The 16,599-nt window shown below is 65.6% G+C and carries 17 protein-coding genes; 10 read left to right on the forward strand and 7 right to left on the reverse strand.

Features of this window, described 5'->3' with window-relative positions:
• Positions 1–143 precede the first annotated feature (143 nt).
• Entirely contained in the window at positions 144–365 is a 222-nt protein-coding gene (locus tag FJ386_12955) for a hypothetical protein (GenBank protein MBM3877603.1), read from the forward strand.
• Between the two features lie 10 nt (positions 366–375).
• On the opposite strand, the gene FJ386_12960 is transcribed toward FJ386_12955, so the two are convergent.
• Entirely contained in the window at positions 376–843 is a 468-nt protein-coding gene (locus FJ386_12960) for a VOC family protein (GenBank protein MBM3877604.1), read from the reverse strand.
• 162 nt (positions 844–1,005) lie between these two features.
• Between FJ386_12960 and FJ386_12965 the strand changes: the two genes are divergently transcribed.
• Both FJ386_12965 and FJ386_12970 read left to right on the forward strand, forming a co-directional pair.
• Positions 1,006–1,275, forward strand: coding sequence for a hypothetical protein (locus FJ386_12965; GenBank protein MBM3877605.1), 270 nt, complete (start codon positions 1,006–1,008; stop codon positions 1,273–1,275).
• A gap of 14 nt (positions 1,276–1,289) precedes the next feature.
• A complete protein-coding gene (locus FJ386_12970; protein ID MBM3877606.1) occupies positions 1,290–2,246 on the forward strand; it encodes a PIG-L family deacetylase in 957 nt (318 codons plus the stop codon).
• A 310-nt stretch (positions 2,247–2,556) separates the two neighbouring features.
• Here FJ386_12970 and FJ386_12975 read toward each other — a convergent pair whose 3' ends face one another.
• The 5 genes from FJ386_12975 to FJ386_12995 form a co-directional block, all read right to left on the reverse strand.
• The gene (locus FJ386_12975; GenBank protein ID MBM3877607.1) at positions 2,557–4,458 is read right to left on the reverse strand and encodes a M20/M25/M40 family metallo-hydrolase; all 1,902 of its coding nucleotides are present in this window, start codon (positions 4,456–4,458) and stop codon (positions 2,557–2,559) included.
• A gap of 74 nt (positions 4,459–4,532) precedes the next feature.
• Positions 4,533–5,090, reverse strand: a complete 558-nt coding sequence (locus tag FJ386_12980; GenBank protein MBM3877608.1) for a hypothetical protein — start codon at positions 5,088–5,090, stop codon at positions 4,533–4,535.
• A 191-nt stretch (positions 5,091–5,281) separates the two neighbouring features.
• Positions 5,282–6,454, reverse strand: coding sequence for a lipopolysaccharide heptosyltransferase II (gene waaF, locus FJ386_12985; protein MBM3877609.1), 1,173 nt, complete (start codon positions 6,452–6,454; stop codon positions 5,282–5,284).
• On the reverse strand, positions 6,343–7,065 hold the full coding sequence (locus FJ386_12990; protein MBM3877610.1) for a metallophosphoesterase family protein: 723 nt from the start codon (positions 7,063–7,065) through the stop codon (positions 6,343–6,345). The genes waaF and FJ386_12990 overlap by 112 nt, the downstream gene beginning before the upstream one ends.
• Positions 7,066–7,092: 27 nt before the next feature.
• On the reverse strand, positions 7,093–7,371 hold the full coding sequence (locus tag FJ386_12995; protein MBM3877611.1) for an acylphosphatase: 279 nt from the start codon (positions 7,369–7,371) through the stop codon (positions 7,093–7,095).
• Positions 7,372–7,562: 191 nt separating this feature from the next.
• Here FJ386_12995 and bamD point away from each other — a divergent pair, with 191 nt between their 5' ends.
• Genes bamD through FJ386_13010 form a run of 3 tightly spaced genes read left to right on the forward strand, consistent with a single transcriptional unit; the run spans position 7,563 to position 10,282 of the window.
• Positions 7,563–8,588, forward strand: coding sequence for an outer membrane protein assembly factor BamD (gene bamD / locus FJ386_13000; protein ID MBM3877612.1), 1,026 nt, complete (start codon positions 7,563–7,565; stop codon positions 8,586–8,588).
• Complete coding sequence (locus FJ386_13005; GenBank protein MBM3877613.1) at positions 8,585–9,097, forward strand: hypothetical protein; 513 nt, start codon at positions 8,585–8,587, stop codon at positions 9,095–9,097. The genes bamD and FJ386_13005 overlap by 4 nt, the downstream gene beginning before the upstream one ends.
• A 27-nt stretch (positions 9,098–9,124) precedes the next feature.
• Complete coding sequence (locus tag FJ386_13010) at positions 9,125–10,282, forward strand: iron-containing alcohol dehydrogenase (protein ID MBM3877614.1); 1,158 nt, start codon at positions 9,125–9,127, stop codon at positions 10,280–10,282.
• Positions 10,283–10,390: 108 nt separating this feature from the next.
• Here the strand turns inward: FJ386_13010 and FJ386_13015 are convergent, their stop codons facing one another.
• Positions 10,391–11,845: a sigma-54-dependent Fis family transcriptional regulator gene (locus tag FJ386_13015; GenBank protein ID MBM3877615.1), complete on the reverse strand. Its 1,455-nt coding sequence runs from the start codon at positions 11,843–11,845 to the stop codon at positions 10,391–10,393.
• A 206-nt stretch (positions 11,846–12,051) separates the two neighbouring features.
• Between FJ386_13015 and FJ386_13020 the strand changes: the two genes are divergently transcribed.
• From FJ386_13020 to FJ386_13035, 4 genes are all read left to right on the forward strand, one after another.
• Complete coding sequence (locus FJ386_13020; GenBank protein ID MBM3877616.1) at positions 12,052–13,179, forward strand: hypothetical protein; 1,128 nt, start codon at positions 12,052–12,054, stop codon at positions 13,177–13,179.
• A gap of 148 nt (positions 13,180–13,327) precedes the next feature.
• Positions 13,328–14,461 carry a hypothetical protein gene (locus FJ386_13025; protein ID MBM3877617.1) on the forward strand — a complete coding sequence of 378 codons (1,134 nt, stop codon included), beginning with the start codon at positions 13,328–13,330 and terminating at the stop codon, positions 14,459–14,461.
• Between the two features lie 113 nt (positions 14,462–14,574).
• Positions 14,575–14,853, forward strand: coding sequence for a hypothetical protein (locus tag FJ386_13030; protein MBM3877618.1), 279 nt, complete (start codon positions 14,575–14,577; stop codon positions 14,851–14,853).
• 406 nt (positions 14,854–15,259) lie between these two features.
• Positions 15,260–16,024, forward strand: coding sequence for a hypothetical protein (locus FJ386_13035; protein ID MBM3877619.1), 765 nt, complete (start codon positions 15,260–15,262; stop codon positions 16,022–16,024).
• Positions 16,025–16,599 lie beyond the last annotated feature (575 nt).

Raw genomic sequence — 16,599 nt, forward strand, 5'->3', positions numbered from 1 at the left:
TTGGAACAAACGACTGTCGACATGGCATCGAGGTGCTGCGCGCAGTGGATTCCAAACGCGAGCCCTTCGAAGCCACGGTGGAGATGGAGCGTGATTGGGTGCGGAGGACTGCCACGATCAGAGAGTTCATCGGTGCCGTGGTCATGACACGGTCTTTAGATCCGTCCGGCAGGTCCGCGAGCAGCGCCCGGGGGAAAGTCCTGAACTCGCAGAGGCAGACCCGCGAACTCATCCTCGCGCTTGCGGCGCGCCTTCACGAGCTGGAACTGGGCAAACGCCCGTCGAGCATCGCGGACCTCGTGCCGCGCTACCTGCCTTCCGCACCCTTGGATCCCGGGACGAGCAAGCCGCTCGCGCTGCCGTGAGCGCGCCCGCTCAGTGCCACTTCTGCAACTCGACGATGTTCCCCTCCGGGTCCGCCATGTAAACGAGCGTGAGCAGTCCCGCGCCCTGGATGTCCATCGTCACCAGCCCGCCGACGTCGCGGCCGCCGCGCGAGAGGATATCCGCGCGTGTCGCCTCCACGTTGTCGACCTCGAAGGCGAGGTGCGCGAAACCCGGCCGGTTCAGCGCCGCCGGGGGCGCGGGCAACGGGTCGTTGTAGGTGAAGATTTCGAGCGTCGGTCCGTTCGCGCCGTGGCCGGGAAGCCGGATGTGCCGCCCGCGGATGCGCGCGCCCGGCATGGCCGTGAGCGAGTCAATGTGCGGCCCGTGGTGGTCGCGCTCGGAGCTGACCGGTTCGCAGCCGAACACTTCGCAGTAGAACGTCACCATCGCCTGCCAGTCGCGGGCGATGAGGTTGGTGTGCGCGTAGCGGACGCGCGGCTTGCCGGGCTGGTTCATGCCGCAAGTCTGGCAAGCGCGGCATGGAGTGGCGAGGGAATGTTGGCCAGCAGCCGGGGAGGAAGCGGGCTTGAACCGGACCCGTCGAAGGCGGGCCGCGGGCTGCCGCGCCCGAGGAATCTGTTGAAGTCCTCGCGGATTGGGCGCAAACATCCCCGCACCATGCACTGGGACGAAGACCCGAACTACGTGGAAGGCGTGTGGCGCGGCCTTCGGGGTTTTGTCGTCCTCGCCCTTTGCCTCGGGCTGGTCGTCGCGATGATCACCGGAGACTTTCTCCCGCTGCTTCGGAGCATCGGCATGGCGGCGCTTTCCGGACTCGTCTTCCTCATCGTCGGATTGACTGGCGGGCTCTTGATGAAGGCCCTGGTCTCCGCCGGCTGGGGCTGCTCGGCGTGGCTCGATAAACTCACCACCAAGCTCAAGCACTGAACGCTTCTAACTTGATGACCTCAACCTCTCCGACCGTCACGCTGCCCGGCCGTTCGCGCCGGGAGTTTCTCGCGCTCGCCCCGCAAGCCGCCGCGGGGCTGGCCTTCGCGCCCGCGTTCGCCGCGGATGAACGCAAGATTCCGCCCGCGGACGGCAAGCTGCGCATCATTTGTTTCGGCGCGCACCCGGACGATTGCGAGTTGCAGGCGGGCGGCACCGGCGCGTTGTGGGCGTCGCTCGGGCACCACGTGAAGTTCGTCTCCGTGACCAACGGTGACATCGGCCACTGGCGCGAAGCCGGCGGTCCGCTGGCCTTGCGCCGCATGCGCGAAGTGCAGGAAGCCTCGCGCATCCTCGGCACGCACGTCGAGGTGCTCGACATCCACGACGGCGAGCTGGAGCCGAATCTGGAAAACCGCCGCAAGATCACCCGCCTCATCCGCGAGTGGCGCGCCGACCTCGTCTTCGCGCCGCGGCCGAACGACTACCATCCCGACCACCGTTACACCGGCATCCTCGTGCAGGACGCCAGCTACATGGTCGCCGTGCCGTTCATCACGCCAGACGTGCCGCCGCTGAAGTCCAACCCGGTCTTCCTCTACTACACGGACCGTTTCCAGAAACCCAACCCGTCCGCGCCCGACATCGCGATCAACATCGACCCGGTGATGGAAAGGAAGCTCGACGCGCTCGCCGTGATGGAGTCGCAGTTCCTCGAGGGCGGAGCGCTCGGACACGCCGGGTTGCTGCCGAAGACGCCCGAGGACCGCGTGAAGCGCGTCGCCGCCGTCCGCGCCGCGCACGCCGGGCGCAATCTCTCGCTTGCCAACCGCTATCGCCCCAAGCTCGTCGAGTGGTATGGCGCCGACGCGGGCGCGAAGGTGAAACACGCCGAGGCCTTCGAACTCACCGAATACGGCCGCCAGCCGGACAAGGCGGAATTCAAGCGGCTGTTTCCGTTCGTGGGGTGAGGCGGCGTCGCGCGGGCAAACTCGCCGGCGTGTTCGGACGAGGTTGTCCGCGCCGTTCGGTCCAAGGCGTCAAATGCGTCGGCGCTCGCGGCGAACCCATGCTCGCGCAGTTCCGCGGCCCACGACTCGAAGGGTCCGGCTGACGGGACGCCGCCGCCCTCCTGCGCAGCTCAGCTCCCACCGCCACACGAGGCCGTCGTCGGGATCGGTCACTTCGCCGATGTGTTTGAAGCCGCGGAAGTGCGGCGTCGAGCTTCGCTTGCCGCCGCAGTCCAAAGTCGGATTTCGAGGCGGGGCGCGGCCGCCGCGACTACCGCCGGGGCGCGGGGGCCGGTTTGCGCGGGAGCTTGTCCTTCGCCATCGCGGTGTTGAAGACGAACGACGCCATGATGACGGAGGCTTGCCTGAGGTCGTCGGGTTGCGCGCGGTCGTAGACGTCCATGCTCGAGTGGTGTGTGCGGGTGAAGTATTCGAGGTCGTCCTGGATGAACTGGAATCCCGGCAGGCCGATGCCGTCGAAGCTCAGGTGGTCAGTGCCGCCGGTGAGGTTGGCGGTGAGCGTGTCCGCGCCCATGTCGCGGAAGGGCGCAAGCCACTGCCGGAAGATGGGGCGCACGGCCTCGTTGCCCTGCATGTAAACGCCGCGGATGCGCCCGGAGCCGTTGTCGAGGTTGAAGTAGCCGGCGAACTTGTCGTATTCGGGCTTGGTCACGAGCCGCGAGTTGGAGCGTCCGGGTCCGCCCTGTCCGAAGCCGCCGCCGAATCGCTTGCCGCCCTTCTCACCGCCCTTGTCGTCGGCCTTGGCTTCGGCCTTGGCGTCGGCCTTGGCGTCGGTTTTGGCTTCGGCTTTTTTCTCGTCTTTCTTGTCGCCGTCCTTCGTGGCCGGCGGTGCGTTCGTGATGGTGGTGACGGTGCCGAAGGTGTCGCGGACATAGGCGCGCGAGCCGAGCAAGCCTTGCTCCTCGCCCGTCCACAAGCCGATGCGGATGGTGCGGCGCGGCTTGAGGCCGGCGGCCTGGATGATGCGCACGGCTTCCATGCAGACGGCGACGCCGCAGCCGTTGTCGGTGGCGCCGGTGCCGCTGTGCCAGGAATCCATGTGTGCGCCCAGCATCACGATCTCATCCTTCAGATCCGTGCCGGGAATCTCGGCGATGGTGTTGTAGGCCATGAGGTCGTCGTTGTGATACTGCACCTGCAACTCGACGTGCATTTTCAGCTTCTCGCCGGCCTGCGCCATGCGCACGAGGCGGTTGTAATGCTCGTCGGACATCACGATCTGCGGCGGGATGTTGCCCGCGTTCGTGGCCCACGGCGAGGAGCGCGAGAAGAAGCCGCCGCCGGTGCTCGGAATGCTGGCGGACGCGAGGAACATGGTGCCGCCATCGCCGCGGCGGCTCGGGTCCACGATGAGCGCGGCGCCTTCCTTCACGATGAACGGCACACGGCGCGAGGCGAGCTGGGCGGCGGCAAGCGCGGCGGCGCGTCGCTCGGGCGAAGTCTGGCTCGTGGAGCGGCTCGGCGGCGGGACGGTCGGCACGGTTCCGGCGCCGGGCGGCGCGGCGTTCGCCATGCGGAGCAGGCCGGCTTCGTCCACCCGGAAGGCTTGCGCTTCGAAGTGGGCCTTCAGTTCGCGGCCGGGGCTCGCGAGCACAATCGCGCCCTTGAGCTTGCCCTCGTATTTCTTGAGGTCGGCCTCGGTGGCGGCGTCGATGTAAACGACATCCGCAGTGAGCGGCGTGTCAAAGCCCGGCGACCACGCCTTGGGGAACGCGATGAGCGGGATGCCCTGCGGCTCGATGACTTGCGCGGAGAACCGCTTGAGCGACCAGCCGCGGCCAAACGGGCCCCACGCGTGAAGCCGGCCGTTTTGCAAGCCCCACGACGTGAGCTTCTCCTTTGTCCACTCGTTCGCGCGCTTGAGATTGGGCGAACCGGTCAGTCGCGGGCCGATCACGTCCGTGAGGTAGCTGAGCGTCTGCATGACCTGCGAGCGGTTGAGGCCCTCGTCCTTGATGCGCTCGATGGGGTCGTTCGTGTTCGTGATGCGGAACGCGAGCGCGTTGGTGGGCGCGTCGGCGTTCGGCGCGGGCTGTTGAGCGCGCGCCGGCGCCAGCGGGAGCAAAACGATGAGCGCGAGCGCGAAGCCGCCGCGGAGGGCGCGGTTTGCGGGCGTGGAATTCCGGCAAACGGACGGTGATGTCAGAGGCATAATGGGCGCGAAGGTAGCGGGAGTGCCGCGCGCATCAAGCACGATCTGAGATCGGCTCGGCGGCGACGGAACCATTACCGTTTCGGCCGTTCGAGGCGGAACGTGCCCCAGTCGCTCGGGCAGCGATAGGTGGAGAAGAAATTCGTGGTGGTGGCGTGGCCTTCGTAGGTGTAAAGGCCGCCGGCGAGCGCGCCGAGGTCGGCGTGGCCCGTGAACTGAAACCGGCCCGATTCCTCGCGCATCTCGAGCGGCACCGTGTAACCGAAGCTGAGGATGCCCTGATACTTCGCGTGGAATTTCGCGGTGTAGGTGTTCGTCCCCGTGCGGAGCATCACGCAGCGGAGCTTGCCGTTGTGGCCGTTGTGATCGCTCTTCCAGCGGCCCTCCCACCGGCCTTCGACGGACCCGGGCGCGGGCGTGATGCCGGCGAAGAGCTTCCAATCGCGGTCAAACGTGGAGCAACCGGCGGCCGTCAGCGTGAGGCACAGGAGGAACAGACGGGCGAACCGCGCCGCCTCGCTCGTTTCCACGTTCAATGTGCGGCGTGCGGACGGAAGCGCCTGTCTCGAATCCGCCGCGCAACCATCCGGTTTCGCCGTCGGCTCGTTGGAATGAACGTGCGGCTTCTTCATCGCGAAATCTTCTTCTGGACAAACTCCGATCACCGACGCCGGGCTTCCGCGATTTGTTCGGGAGTCACCGGCCGCGCCACCGCCTCGCGTCCCGTTGCCGCGGTCCGGTGCTTGCGGTTCATGGTTCCGGCCGGAGGCGCGGGCAGCTTACCCGGCGCCAACCGGATTTCGAGCGTCTTTTGGCGGCACGGCTAGGTGGCGGCGTCAGGAACCGCGAGCGCGAGCACGGCGCCGCACACGCGGTCCGGCGTGACGGCGTGAAGGCACTCGAGCGCGCGGGGATTCGAGCAATCGGATTTCATGCACGGGGCGCAAGGCAACGGATGGCGCAGCGCGCGCCCGAGCTGGCCGTAGGGGCCCGTGCGCGCGGGCGACGTGGGGCCGAAGAGCGAGACAACGGGTTTGCGCAGCGCGGCGGCAATGTGCATCGGGCCGGTGTCGTTTGTGACCACGGCATCGCAGCAGCGCAGCCACTCGACCATCTCGGGCAACGTCGTCTGGCCCGCGAGATTCCGGCACCGGCCGGGCGCGGCGCGGTGGATCGCCTCGCCGAGCGGCGCGTCCCCGCGGCTGCCGAGGATGACGAAACGCGCCGCCGGATCGCGCGCCGCGAGTTGACGGGCGAGGTCGGCGAAGTTGCCGACGGGCCAGCGTTTGTTTTCCCACCGCGCGCCGGGCACGAGCGCCACGAGCCGCGCGGCGTCCGCGGGGATCCGTTGGCGCACGGCCGCTGCGATTTCGGGCCGTGCGGGAAGCCATTCGAAGTTCCAGTGCACCGGCACGTCGAGCGCGCGGAGCACCGCGAGATACCAGTCCACCGCGTGGGCGTCGGGCGACGGGCGGGGCACGGCGATGTCGTAGAATCCGTGCGCGGCTTCGCGCTGGAGCTCGATGCCGATGGCGAGGTTCGCGCCCGAGAGCCATGCAAATGCGCCGCTGCGGGCGAGCCCTTGCAAGTCGATGACCCAGTCAAACTTCATCGCGCGAACCGCGCGGACGCTGCGGATGGGCGCGGCCCACTTGAGCGGCGACGTCCAGTGCTCGCGGTGAAACCGCACGAGGCCGGTGAGGTCGCGGTCGCCTTCGAGCAGCGGGCTCAGCTCGGCGGAAATCCACCAGTGGATGGCCGCCCCGGGAAACCGGAGCCGGAGCAGCCGCAGGACGGGCAGCGCCTGGACGACGTCACCGAGGGAGCTGGGTTTGAGGAGGAGGATGTTCACCGGCAGGTAGACGCGGCGCTGAACGCCGGGCGTCACTTGCCCAGTGCGAGGCGTTCGGCGAGGCGCTCGGGAAGCCCGGCGGCGCGAATCTTGGCCTGGGTGGTGGCGATGTCGTAGTCGATCCGTCGCAACTCGATCGTGGATTCGTCGAGGTCATACACGACGTAGGCCGCCCTGGGATTGCCGTCGCGCGGCTGACCAATGGAGCCGACGTTCACGAAGTATTTCTTGCCCGGCTCGACCTTGAACTTGGAGTAGGTGCCGCCGCGGACCTGGCTGTCGCGGATGAATGCGACGGGCACGTGGGTGTGACCGAAGAAGCACACGGCGGTGTTCTGGTAGGTGAAGCTGGAGGCGGCCGCAAGCTTGTCAAACACGTAGCCCCAGCGTTTGGGGCCGTCGAGCGTCGCGTGGACGATTGTAAAACTAGCCACGAGCCGGATGTAGCGCAGGTCGCGGAGCCATTGCGTGTCCTCCTCAGTGAGTTGCGCGCGGGTCCATGCAACGGCTTCGGCGGCGTGGGGATTGAAGCCATCGAGCGCGGCTGCGACCGAGCAGTATTCGTCGTGGTTGCCTTTCACGACGGGTATGCCGGTGCCCTTGATGTAGTCGAGGCACTCCTTGGGATTGGCATTGTAGCCGACCACGTCGCCGAGGCAGCAGTAGTGGGTGACCTTTTGCTGCTTGCAGTCCTCGAGGACGGCTTGGAGTGCCTCGAGGTTGCCGTGGATGTCGGCGAGGATGGCGTATCTCATGTCTAACGGCCGCTGGTCAGGGCGGCGTCACCGCACGATTTCGAATCCGCGTAACTGGCTGCGCGCTTCATGCCACCGGGCCGTCTCGTTCTCGATGAACCGGCCGAGGCCTGAATCACGGATGGCTTCCTGGAAAGCCTCGAGTTCGTCCCGCGTCCCTTCGGCAACCAGTTCCACCGTGCCGTCGGGCAGATTCCGGATCGTTCCAGCCAGTTCGTATCCCGCGGCGAGCGACCGGACCGTGTGGCGAAATCCGACGCCCTGCACCCGGCCCGAGTAACTCACCTTCACGCAACTGCGGCTCATGGCTTCGACCGTCACCACTTTCCACTCGCGCGCCTCGCACGCCGGGCGACTGGACGCGGCGACTATCCGCATCCACTTTGAGACATGCAAGCCTTTCCTCCCATTCCGCGCGCTCGACGCGCGATGGTCGCGCCCGCGCGGACGGTGCTCTGCCTTGACGCCGCGGCACCCGCTTCCTACAGTCGCGCTCCATGAAACGAAGTGTCCCGGTTCTGCTCGTCGCGCTCGTGTGGCTCGCGTTCCCCACCGCCTCCCCGGCGCCGCTCATCTATCGCCCCGGAGAAGGCTGGACTTATGAGCCTTACGGTTCGAAGAGCGGAGCGTGGCAGCGCAAAAACGCCCGGCTCCAACTCGAGGTCGCACAGGGAGCATTCGAGAAAAAGGACTACGGCCTCGCCGCGAAGTGCGCGAATCACCTCCTTGCCAAGTGGCCCGAGTCCGACTTCGCCCCGCAGGCCTATTATCTGCTTGGCCGATGCCTCGAGGCGAAAGGCAAGGACGAGCAGGCTTTCCAGTCGTATCAAAACCTGATCGAGAAGTATCCGAAGGTGGACAACTATCAGGAAGTGCTCAAGCGGCAGTTCGAAATCGCCAACCGATACCTCGCCGGGCAGAAATTCAAGATCGCCGGCCTCGTGCCCTATTGGGCGGACATGGACAAGACGGCCGCGCTCTACGAGAAGGTCATCAAGAACGGCCCCTACAGCGAGGTCGCGCCGCAGGCGCAGCTCAACATCGGCGCGGCGCGCGAAAAGCAGACGCGCTTCCTCAACAACGACGAGCCATTCATCCAGGCCGTGAAGGCCTACGAGAAGGCCGCCGACCGTTACAACGACAACAAGTCCGTCGCAGCCGACGCGTTGTTCAAGGCCGGGCAGGCCTATGCGAAACAGGCGCGCACCGCGGAATACGACCAGTCCGCCGCCGCCAAGGCCCTCGCCGCGTTCACCGACTTCACGACGCTGTATCCCGGCGACGCGCGCGTGCCCGAGGCGCAGAAGGCGATGGCCACGATCAAGACCGAGCAGGCGCGCGGCGCGCTGACCATCGCCCGTTACTACGACAAACAGGGCCGGCGCGCCGGCGCGCTCGTTTATTACAACGAAGTGCTCATCAAAGACCCCAACTCCCCCTACGCCATCGAGGCCCGCGCGCGCATCGAGACCCTCAAGGCCGAGGCCGCGCTTCAGGCACTCGACGCGCCGCCCCCAAAGTGACCCGGCTGCTCCCCACCGCGGCGCTCGCCTGTGCGACGCTATTCTCGGGCTGCGCCGGCTACCGGCTTGGTCCCTCGGGCGGCCCCACCGCCGGCGCGCGCTCCGTGCAGGTGGACTTCTTCAAAAACGAAACCCGCGAACCGCGCCTGCTCGAAGCCGTCAACGCCGCGCTTCGCAAACGCCTCCAGCAGGACGGCACACTCCGCCTCGACACCCGCGGCGGCGGCGACATCGTCATGACCGGCGCCATCTTGAAACTCGAGCGCGACGGCATCTCCTTCCAGCCCGGCGACGTGATCACCGCGCGCGACTTCAATTTGCAACTCATCGCACGGGTCAAAGCCGTCGAGCGCAGCTCGGGCAAAGTCCTCCTCGACCGCGAAGTGCGCGGCCGGACCACTGTCCGTGCCGGCACCGACCTCCCGAGCGCCGAGCGGCAGGCCATTCCGATGCTCGCCGAAGACCTCGCCCGCAACGCCACCACGCTGCTTGTGGACGGCTCGTGGTGAGCCGAGCCCCACAACACCCGCCGAGGCGTGACCCCGTTTGAATTCGCCACCGCGGCGCGCATCGTTTTCGGCCCCGGCAAATCCCGCGAAGCCGCCGGCATCGCGCGCGAGTTCGGCACGCGGGCGCTCGTGGTGACCGGCAGCACGCCTTCCCGCGCCGCCAGCCTCGAGCGCCAACTCCGCGACCGCGGCATCGACCCCGCCACCTTCCCTGCTCCCGGCGAACCCAGCGTTGAACTCGTTGCCACCGGCGCGCGACTCGCGCGCGAGCTCCGCAGCGACATGGTGATCAGCCTCGGCGGCGGCAGCCCCATCGATTGCGGCAAGGCCATCGCCGTCCTCGCGACTCACGAGACGGGCGTGCTCGACCACCTCGAAGTCGTCGGGCGCGGACTGCCGCTGCACCGCGCCGGGCTCCCCTTCATCGCGATCCCCACCACCGCGGGAACAGGTGCGGAAGTCACCCGCAACGCCGTCCTCGCTTCGCCGCAGCATCGCGTGAAGGCCAGCCTGCGCAGCCCGCTCCTCCTCGCGCGCGTTGCCATCGTGGACCCGGAACTCACGCGCGCACTGCCGCGCGACCTCACCGCGAGCACCGGCATGGACGCGCTCACGCAACTCATCGAGCCGTTCGTCACACCGCGCGCCAACCCGATGACGGATGGGCTTTGCGCCGAGGGACTCCGCCGCGCCGCCCGCTCGCTCCGCCGCGCGTTCGAGCGCGGGGACGATCCGGTGGCGCGCGAGGACATGGCCGTGGCGAGCCTCTTCAGCGGGTTCGCGCTCGCCAACGCCGGACTCGGCGCCGTGCACGGGTTCGCCGCGGCGATTGGCGGGATGTTCGCCGCGCCGCATGGCGTTGTTTGCGCCGCGCTGCTGCCCCACGTCATGGAAGCCAACATCCGAGCCCTGCGCGACCGCGCGCCGGACTCGGACGCGCTGCGTCGATACGAAAGCGTCGCGCGCGTGCTGACCGGGCGCCCGCAAGCCGCGCCCGGCGACGGTGTCGCGTGGGTCCGCGACCTCTGCGCCGCGCTGGAAATCCGGCCGCTCCGCGCCTGGAATCTTCAGCGACCGGACGTGCCGTCCATCGTCGAGCGCGCCATCGAATCGAGCAGCATGAAGGCAAACCCGGTTGCGCTGACGCGGGAGGAATTGGGTGAAGCATTGAACGCGGCGATCTGAAGACGCGGCGGCGAAAGGAGCATCCAGTGTTCAGGATGCAGATCTCGTCAGCCGACGTGCGCTTTCACGAGTCCGAGCGCTGACCTTGTGACCACCGAACCTTGTCCCTTACTGAATGCTCAACTCCTGCCGGATGCCAAACTTCTCGACGCGCTTGCGGAGGGTCGCGCGGGTGATGCCGAGGAGTTTTGCGGCCTGCACCTGGTTGCCGCGGGTCTGGCGCAACGCCTCGCTGATGAGCTCGCGCTCGACGGCGGGAAGAATCTTCAGTTGAGAGTTCGCGCGCGCCCACGTGAACAGCGTCTGCGCCATGCTGGCGATGTCGGTCGGCGCGGCTGGACCCGTGGCCGTTTCGCCGCGTGGGGTGGCGGAGGCCGGCGCCGCGCCGCGGCCCGGCTGCGTGAGTTCCGCGGGCAGGTCTGCGAGTGTGAGCGTGTCGCCTTTCGCCATCACCAGCGCGCGCTGGATGACGTTTTCGAGTTCGCGCACGTTGCCCGGCCACGGATGCTGCTCGAGCGCGCGAAGCACGTCGGGCACGAGTTTTTTTGCGGGATGCTTCGCCCGTTGCGAATGTTTCTTGAGGAAGTAGTCCACGAGCAGCGGAACGTCGCCGCGCCTCTCCCGCAACGGCGGCATCTGGATGCGCACGACATTGAGCCGGTAAAACAGGTCCTCGCGAAACTCGCGCCTTGCCACTGCGGATTCGAGCGCCTTGTTCGTCGCCGCGATGATGCGCACGTCGGCGTGCACGGGCTGGTTGCCGCCGACGCGCTCGAAGTTGCCGGACTGCAGCACGCGCAGCACCTTCGCCTGCGTTGCGATCGTCATGTCGCCGATCTCGTCGAGGAAGAGCGTCCCGCCGTGGCACTGCTCGAAGCGCCCGATGCGCTGCGTGTGGGCGCCGGTGAAGGCGCCCTTCTCGTGGCCGAACAGTTCGCTCTCGAGGAGATGCTCCGGCAGCGCGGCGCAGTTTACGGCCAGGAAGGGTTTCCCGGCGCGCGCGCTGTGCGAGTAGATGGCGCGGGCCACGAGTTCCTTGCCGGTGCCGCTTTCGCCCGTGATGAGCGCCGTCGCATCGGACGTCGCGAGCTGGCCGATGAGCTTGAAGACGCTTTGCATCCCGTCGCTGCGCCCGATGATGCCGAGGTCGTAATCCTCCGACTCGAGCAGCGGCTGGTAGCTCACGACCTGCCGCATCGCACGCGCGGCGTTCAACGCGTCGCCGACGAGTTGCTTGAGCTTCGGCACGTCGAAGGGCTTGAGAATGTAATCATAGGCGCCGAGCTTCATGGCCTCGATCGCCGTCGCCGTGGTGCCGTAGGCGGTCATCATGATGACGGGCACCCTGGCGTCGAATTGGCGGAGGCGGCGCAGGGTTTCGAGGCCGTTCATGCCGCCCATGCGCACGTCGGTGATCACGAGGTCGGGCTTGAGCTTGGGAAGCAGACGCAACCCCTCCTCGCCGCTGGACGCGGTCGTGAGCGCGATGTCCGGCGAGTCGAAGATGCGGCGGAAGCTGTATTGCACGTCCGCCTCGTCGTCGATCAGGAGAAGCTTGTCCATGCGCATTGGCGTCGGTGGAGCGGTCTGCAGCGCTGACGGGAGCGTCCGTGGCCGCGTCGTGATCCCGGGCTCTGAAGTGGTGGCTGGGGACGGAATTGAACCGCCGATTCAATTCCGTCCTAGAAACACCCCGTTTCCCACAGGAAAACACTTGGTTGAACGTTGACAATCATCGCCGCATTTCTTACTTCTTTGCTTACTAGCTTATGGCAACAGTCTGGAAACACCCTCAAAGTCCCTTTTGGACCGCCGTTTATCGTGACGAACAGAACCGTTGGCGGAAGAAATCTACCAAGCTCCGGGACCGAAGCAAGGCGCTTGCTGCGGCCCTTGAATTTGAGCGCGCCGCAAGCATGGGCCGTGAAGCAACGCTGACGGAAGCCGTGAGCCGCGACGTGATCGGCGGCATCCTCGAACGGACGACGGGTGAAAAGCTCCGCGTGCAGACGGTGCGCGTGTTCTGCGCCGAGTGGCTCCGCGGCAAGACGCTCGCCAAGCAGGAAGGCACGAGCATCCGTTACAATGGCACGGTGGACCGATTCCTCGCCTTCCTCGACAAGAGAGCGGAGTTGCCCATCACGGCCATCTCGCCCGCCGATTGCAAAAGGTTTCACGACATGCTGGCGGAGGAAGGGCTTGCCCCGGCTACTCGCGTCGTTGAAATGAAAACGCTTTCAACCGTGTTCAACTCCGCGCGGCGGCTTGGCCTTGTAGCCACGAATCCGGTGACTTCGGTTGAGTTGCCGGAGCGTGTGAAGCAGGTTCGCCGCAAGACGTTCACGCCGGCACAAGTCGCGATTCTGCACAAGGTGGCCGAGGGCGAGTGGCGAACGGCCATCCTGCTCGGCTACTACGCGGGCCTGCGGCTCTCCGATGCCGTGACGCTCACTTGGGAGAACGTGGACCTTGCGGCGGGTTGCCTGCGCGTCGCGCCGCAGAAGACTGGCGAGGAATTGCAGATTCCCCTCCATCCGTCGCTGGATGCTCACTTGTCGAGGCTGGCAGGCGACACGGGCGGGCCGCTATGCCCGAGGCTCGCGGCGGTGCCGGTGGGCGGACGAAGCGGCTTGAGCAGGCAGTTTCTGGCCTTGATGCGAGCGGCGGGCGTTGGAAATGATGCCGTGCAAACTGGCGGCCGGCGCAAGCTCTCGCGGCTTTCGTTCCATGCGCTGCGCGTCACCTACAACTCGACCATGCATAACGCGGGCGTGACGCAGGAATTGCGGAAGAAGCTCACGGGCCACAAGAGCGACTCGGTGAACGACCGCTACACACGCACCGAGTTGGAGACGCTCCGCGCTGCCGTGAACACGCTGCCGGGATTGAAAGTGTAGTTCTCCTGGCTCAATCAAGAAAGCAGCCCCGTTTGCATTTTGCCTTCTCGTTGCTGTGTGTCCGGCACCACCCCCAACGGCCCGGCGCATCGCATTCACGGCATCCAGAAAAATCGGACGCAAACAAAAGGGGACTCGCCCAAGCGCCATGACTGCGACCGCGAAGAAAATGCCCGAGTTGCACCAGCGGTTTCTCGACAGGCTGAAAGCGTGCGGGCCGGAGAAGTTCCCTTACATCGAGGGCAACTTTGAACGCTTCGTCGCATCCGCGCGCGAACGACTGAAACGCTGTCCCAAATTGTCCCTCGACGACTTCGACTTCGACGTTTCGGGATTGCGCGCTGACGAGTGGGACGAGTTTTACTACTGGGAAGAGGCGCGTCAGGTTGGAGTGCTACGAGATCACGGGCTGTCACTTCGCCGAGGATGCAAGGCCAAGTCGTTCAAGACCCTCGTTGCAAAGATTCGCCCGAAACTCGTTCACATCGGTTCATCGGACATCACGTCCGGCCATCTCTTCCAATTCAGTCCCGAGTGGCCTTTGCGGCCGTTCAAGACAGCCATCTCAGCCGAGGAACGAAGGCGACGCATGGAGTTCCTTTGGCCATCTGATGATGAATCAACATACCTGCGTGAATCGCTTCAGCGGGAAAACCGTGAGGACATGGCGCCAAGCATCGGGACAGATCCTGATTACGTCCAAGCCAACGCTTGGACGTTCCGACATTTGGCAGAGAGGCCTCATTTTCCGATTAGCGATTCGCATTCACTGGCCCTGTTCCGGTTGGACTGGAATCTTTCAGTTTTAGAATTGGCGAAGGCCTTTCGCCTCTGGTTGGAAAAGCACCATCCCAACTCCGCGATGACTTCTCGTGTCGGTCACGGGAAGAACACGGGCTCGCTTCGCCAGATGCACCTGCGCCAACTCGTAGCGTGGCGGCTTCTCGATCCGCTCGGATTCAGTCCACCACTGGCCCGAGCGTTCACGGAGTTTCTCTTGGGCAAGCCGCTCTACAAAGACCAGGCTGACTGGTTCCACGCAAGGAAAGCCGCGCGGGAACGGATTGGAAGGCACGGATTCGCTCGAACTGGCGGGAAGTTTGAGTCTGCGAATCATGCGTTAACATTCCTGTATGAAGAATGGCTTGAGTCGATGCCGACCGAGCCCCTCGATTACCTGCGGCGAAAACGTCCGGCTTGGAAGGCGCCTAGGACCGAAGAACATTCCTCGGCGAGCGAGCCCGAAGATTACCCGCCTCGAAACCGGCCTATCGTGGAGTAGTAGGCTTCCGATTTAGATAATCCCAACCCATCTGGTTCTTCCGCGAACTTGCGCGAGACTCGTTGCACATGAAGCACGAGTCTCGCGAGCCAGACAGCGGCCAGAATGCTGTCCTGCCAGACGACGCGGCAGTGGGCGCGTCGCAACCGCAACTTCAACCCCGCTTCCTGAGGCTGCCGCGTAGCGGCGAGCTGTGCTGGTTCTCCGGCCTGAGCCGCTCGCAAATGTGGCTCGCGGTCAAGGCCGGCCACGTGCGGTCCCATTCGCTCAAGCGGCCCGGCACGCGCCGCGGCGTGCGCCTCGTGGATGCGGCGTCGCTCGTCGAGTGGCTGAGTAGCAACCCGCCCGCGGAAATCTCCGAGGCGCGGACGCAGAAGGGAGGCGCGGCGTGAGGACGGTTCAACTCAACCGCGGCGCGTCGGCCTTCGCCGGGACGGAGCCGCGGTTCAAGGTGCCTGCGATTGCGGCGCAATGCCACCCGCCCGTCGTTTGGCAGGTGGACAAGGGTGACATCCACGTCCAGGTCCACAGGCCGGAGCACGCGCGGCAGCTTTCGCGGATGAAAGGCGTCCGGCTCGTCGCGTGGAGTGTCAGCGGACCTTACCTGCGGATTTTTGGAGCGGACAAGCCGCCGCGTTGGGGCCGGAATGTCATCGCCAAATTGATGGGCACCTATTGCAGGTCTGTCGGGCCAGACGCCCGCCAGAGCGACGATTCCGGCGCGAATGGGTCAGGACAGCGGCCCGCCCGCTCCGGCGCGTCCACGGGCAGAATTGCCGTTAAAACCGCACTTGCAGCGTGAACACTTCACCACCAAGTCACCGCCACGGTTATTTCATCGTCTGGCGAACCGACGAGTTCCTCGACCTGCTGCGCGTAAAGCCCAACGCCTTCCGGCTGCTCTGTCTGATCGCCTACCGTGCCCGCTATCGCGAGGGCGTGAGCGTCAATGGGCTGGCTCAGGGCGAGTGCTGGCTCGGCAAGGACGACGTGAAAACGACACTCAAGTTGTCGCCTCGCGAGTATCGAACGGCCAAAACCTTCCTAAAGACGGCGAAGCTCGCGACATTCAAAGCGACAAACCTTCACACCGTCGCGCGCCTCGAAGATTCAAGGGTTTTCTCAATCGTCGCGCCGAAGGACGACCATCCAAACGACAAACAAAACGACCGTCAGCCGACAAGCAAGCGACAAGCAAGCGACACCAAAGAAGAATGTAATCAGGATAGAACGCCAAGAAGGGAAGGGGGAGGCCCCGAGATTCTGTCGCCGTCAGAACAGATTAGCCTAGAGAAGAGGCGCGAGGAACTGAAAAGTGCGATCCATACGTTGAAGGAACGCGTCGGCTATGACTCGATGGGGTCGATGCCTTACTCCCCGAAGGAGCGGGATGAACGCAAACGCTTGAAAGACGACCTTGCCGTCGTCGAGGAACGGCTTGGCATTCCGCATTCAATCCGCGGGGCGAAGTTCTACGCCCCGAGTCGGGGGAACAAACCCAACCCGCAGCGTGTTGACCGCAACATCGGCACCGCCAACGAAGGAACGGCCCATCTGTATTGAGACTTGGGCAAAGTGGTTTGAGGACCGTCTTCCGCCAAGCTCCGCGCCTGCCGGCGGGGCGCCGGACCCGTGTAAGGAATCTCTTTTGATCGACCTGGAATCAGGTTACCCGAAAGGTCCACCCTCCCCCCATGAGCGCATCACGAAACGCGCGAAACGCAAACGCGCTCGCCGCGCTGGTCGCCGACGCTGTCGAAGCCGAAGCGGACGCGGACCGTCACGGCATGGAAGAAGCGTTCCTGGCAACCGTTCGCCCGTCACGGGCTGGAAGCTGGTCCTGGCGCCGATCCCGCCGTTTTGGACGCCTTCCTGACCGCTTGTCGCCCAGTCGCCCGCGCTGGTCCTTCAACGCCAGAAAGACGTAACAAGGGGCAAGGCACCGGAAGCAAATGCAGAGAGGGGGCCGCGCTGGTCCTTCAACGCCAGAAGGATGTCTGAACCCCTATCAATCCAAATTCGGCCACAGCTTGGCCAACAACGGGTCGTCGAGGGCCTTGTGGCGAACGTCTTTCAAGGCGAACGCCCGCTCTAACGCCGCTTTCGCCGGTTTGAAATTCCGCAACTGTGCTTCGGCC

The sequence above is a fragment of the Verrucomicrobiota bacterium genome (assembly GCA_016871675.1).
Taxonomy (GTDB): Bacteria; Verrucomicrobiota; Verrucomicrobiia; order Limisphaerales; family VHCN01; genus VHCN01.

Excerpts from the sequence above, each read along its gene's own strand:
- FJ386_12955 (MBM3877603.1), top strand. The coding sequence starts at position 144 with ATGACACGGTCTTTAGATCCGTCCGGCAGGTCCGCGAGCAGCGCCCGG.
- FJ386_12960 (MBM3877604.1), bottom strand. The coding sequence starts at position 843 with ATGAACCAGCCCGGCAAGCCGCGCGTCCGCTACGCGCACACCAACCTC.
- FJ386_12965 (MBM3877605.1), top strand. The coding sequence starts at position 1,006 with ATGCACTGGGACGAAGACCCGAACTACGTGGAAGGCGTGTGGCGCGGC.
- FJ386_12970 (MBM3877606.1), top strand. The coding sequence starts at position 1,290 with ATGACCTCAACCTCTCCGACCGTCACGCTGCCCGGCCGTTCGCGCCGG.
- FJ386_12975 (MBM3877607.1), bottom strand. The coding sequence starts at position 4,458 with ATGCCTCTGACATCACCGTCCGTTTGCCGGAATTCCACGCCCGCAAAC.
- FJ386_12980 (MBM3877608.1), bottom strand. The coding sequence starts at position 5,090 with ATGAAGAAGCCGCACGTTCATTCCAACGAGCCGACGGCGAAACCGGAT.
- FJ386_12990 (MBM3877610.1), bottom strand. The coding sequence starts at position 7,065 with ATGAGATACGCCATCCTCGCCGACATCCACGGCAACCTCGAGGCACTC.
- FJ386_12995 (MBM3877611.1), bottom strand. The coding sequence starts at position 7,371 with ATGAGCCGCAGTTGCGTGAAGGTGAGTTACTCGGGCCGGGTGCAGGGC.
- bamD (MBM3877612.1), top strand. The coding sequence starts at position 7,563 with ATGAAACGAAGTGTCCCGGTTCTGCTCGTCGCGCTCGTGTGGCTCGCG.
- FJ386_13015 (MBM3877615.1), bottom strand. The coding sequence starts at position 11,845 with ATGGACAAGCTTCTCCTGATCGACGACGAGGCGGACGTGCAATACAGC.
- FJ386_13020 (MBM3877616.1), top strand. The coding sequence starts at position 12,052 with ATGGCAACAGTCTGGAAACACCCTCAAAGTCCCTTTTGGACCGCCGTT.
- FJ386_13025 (MBM3877617.1), top strand. The coding sequence starts at position 13,328 with ATGACTGCGACCGCGAAGAAAATGCCCGAGTTGCACCAGCGGTTTCTC.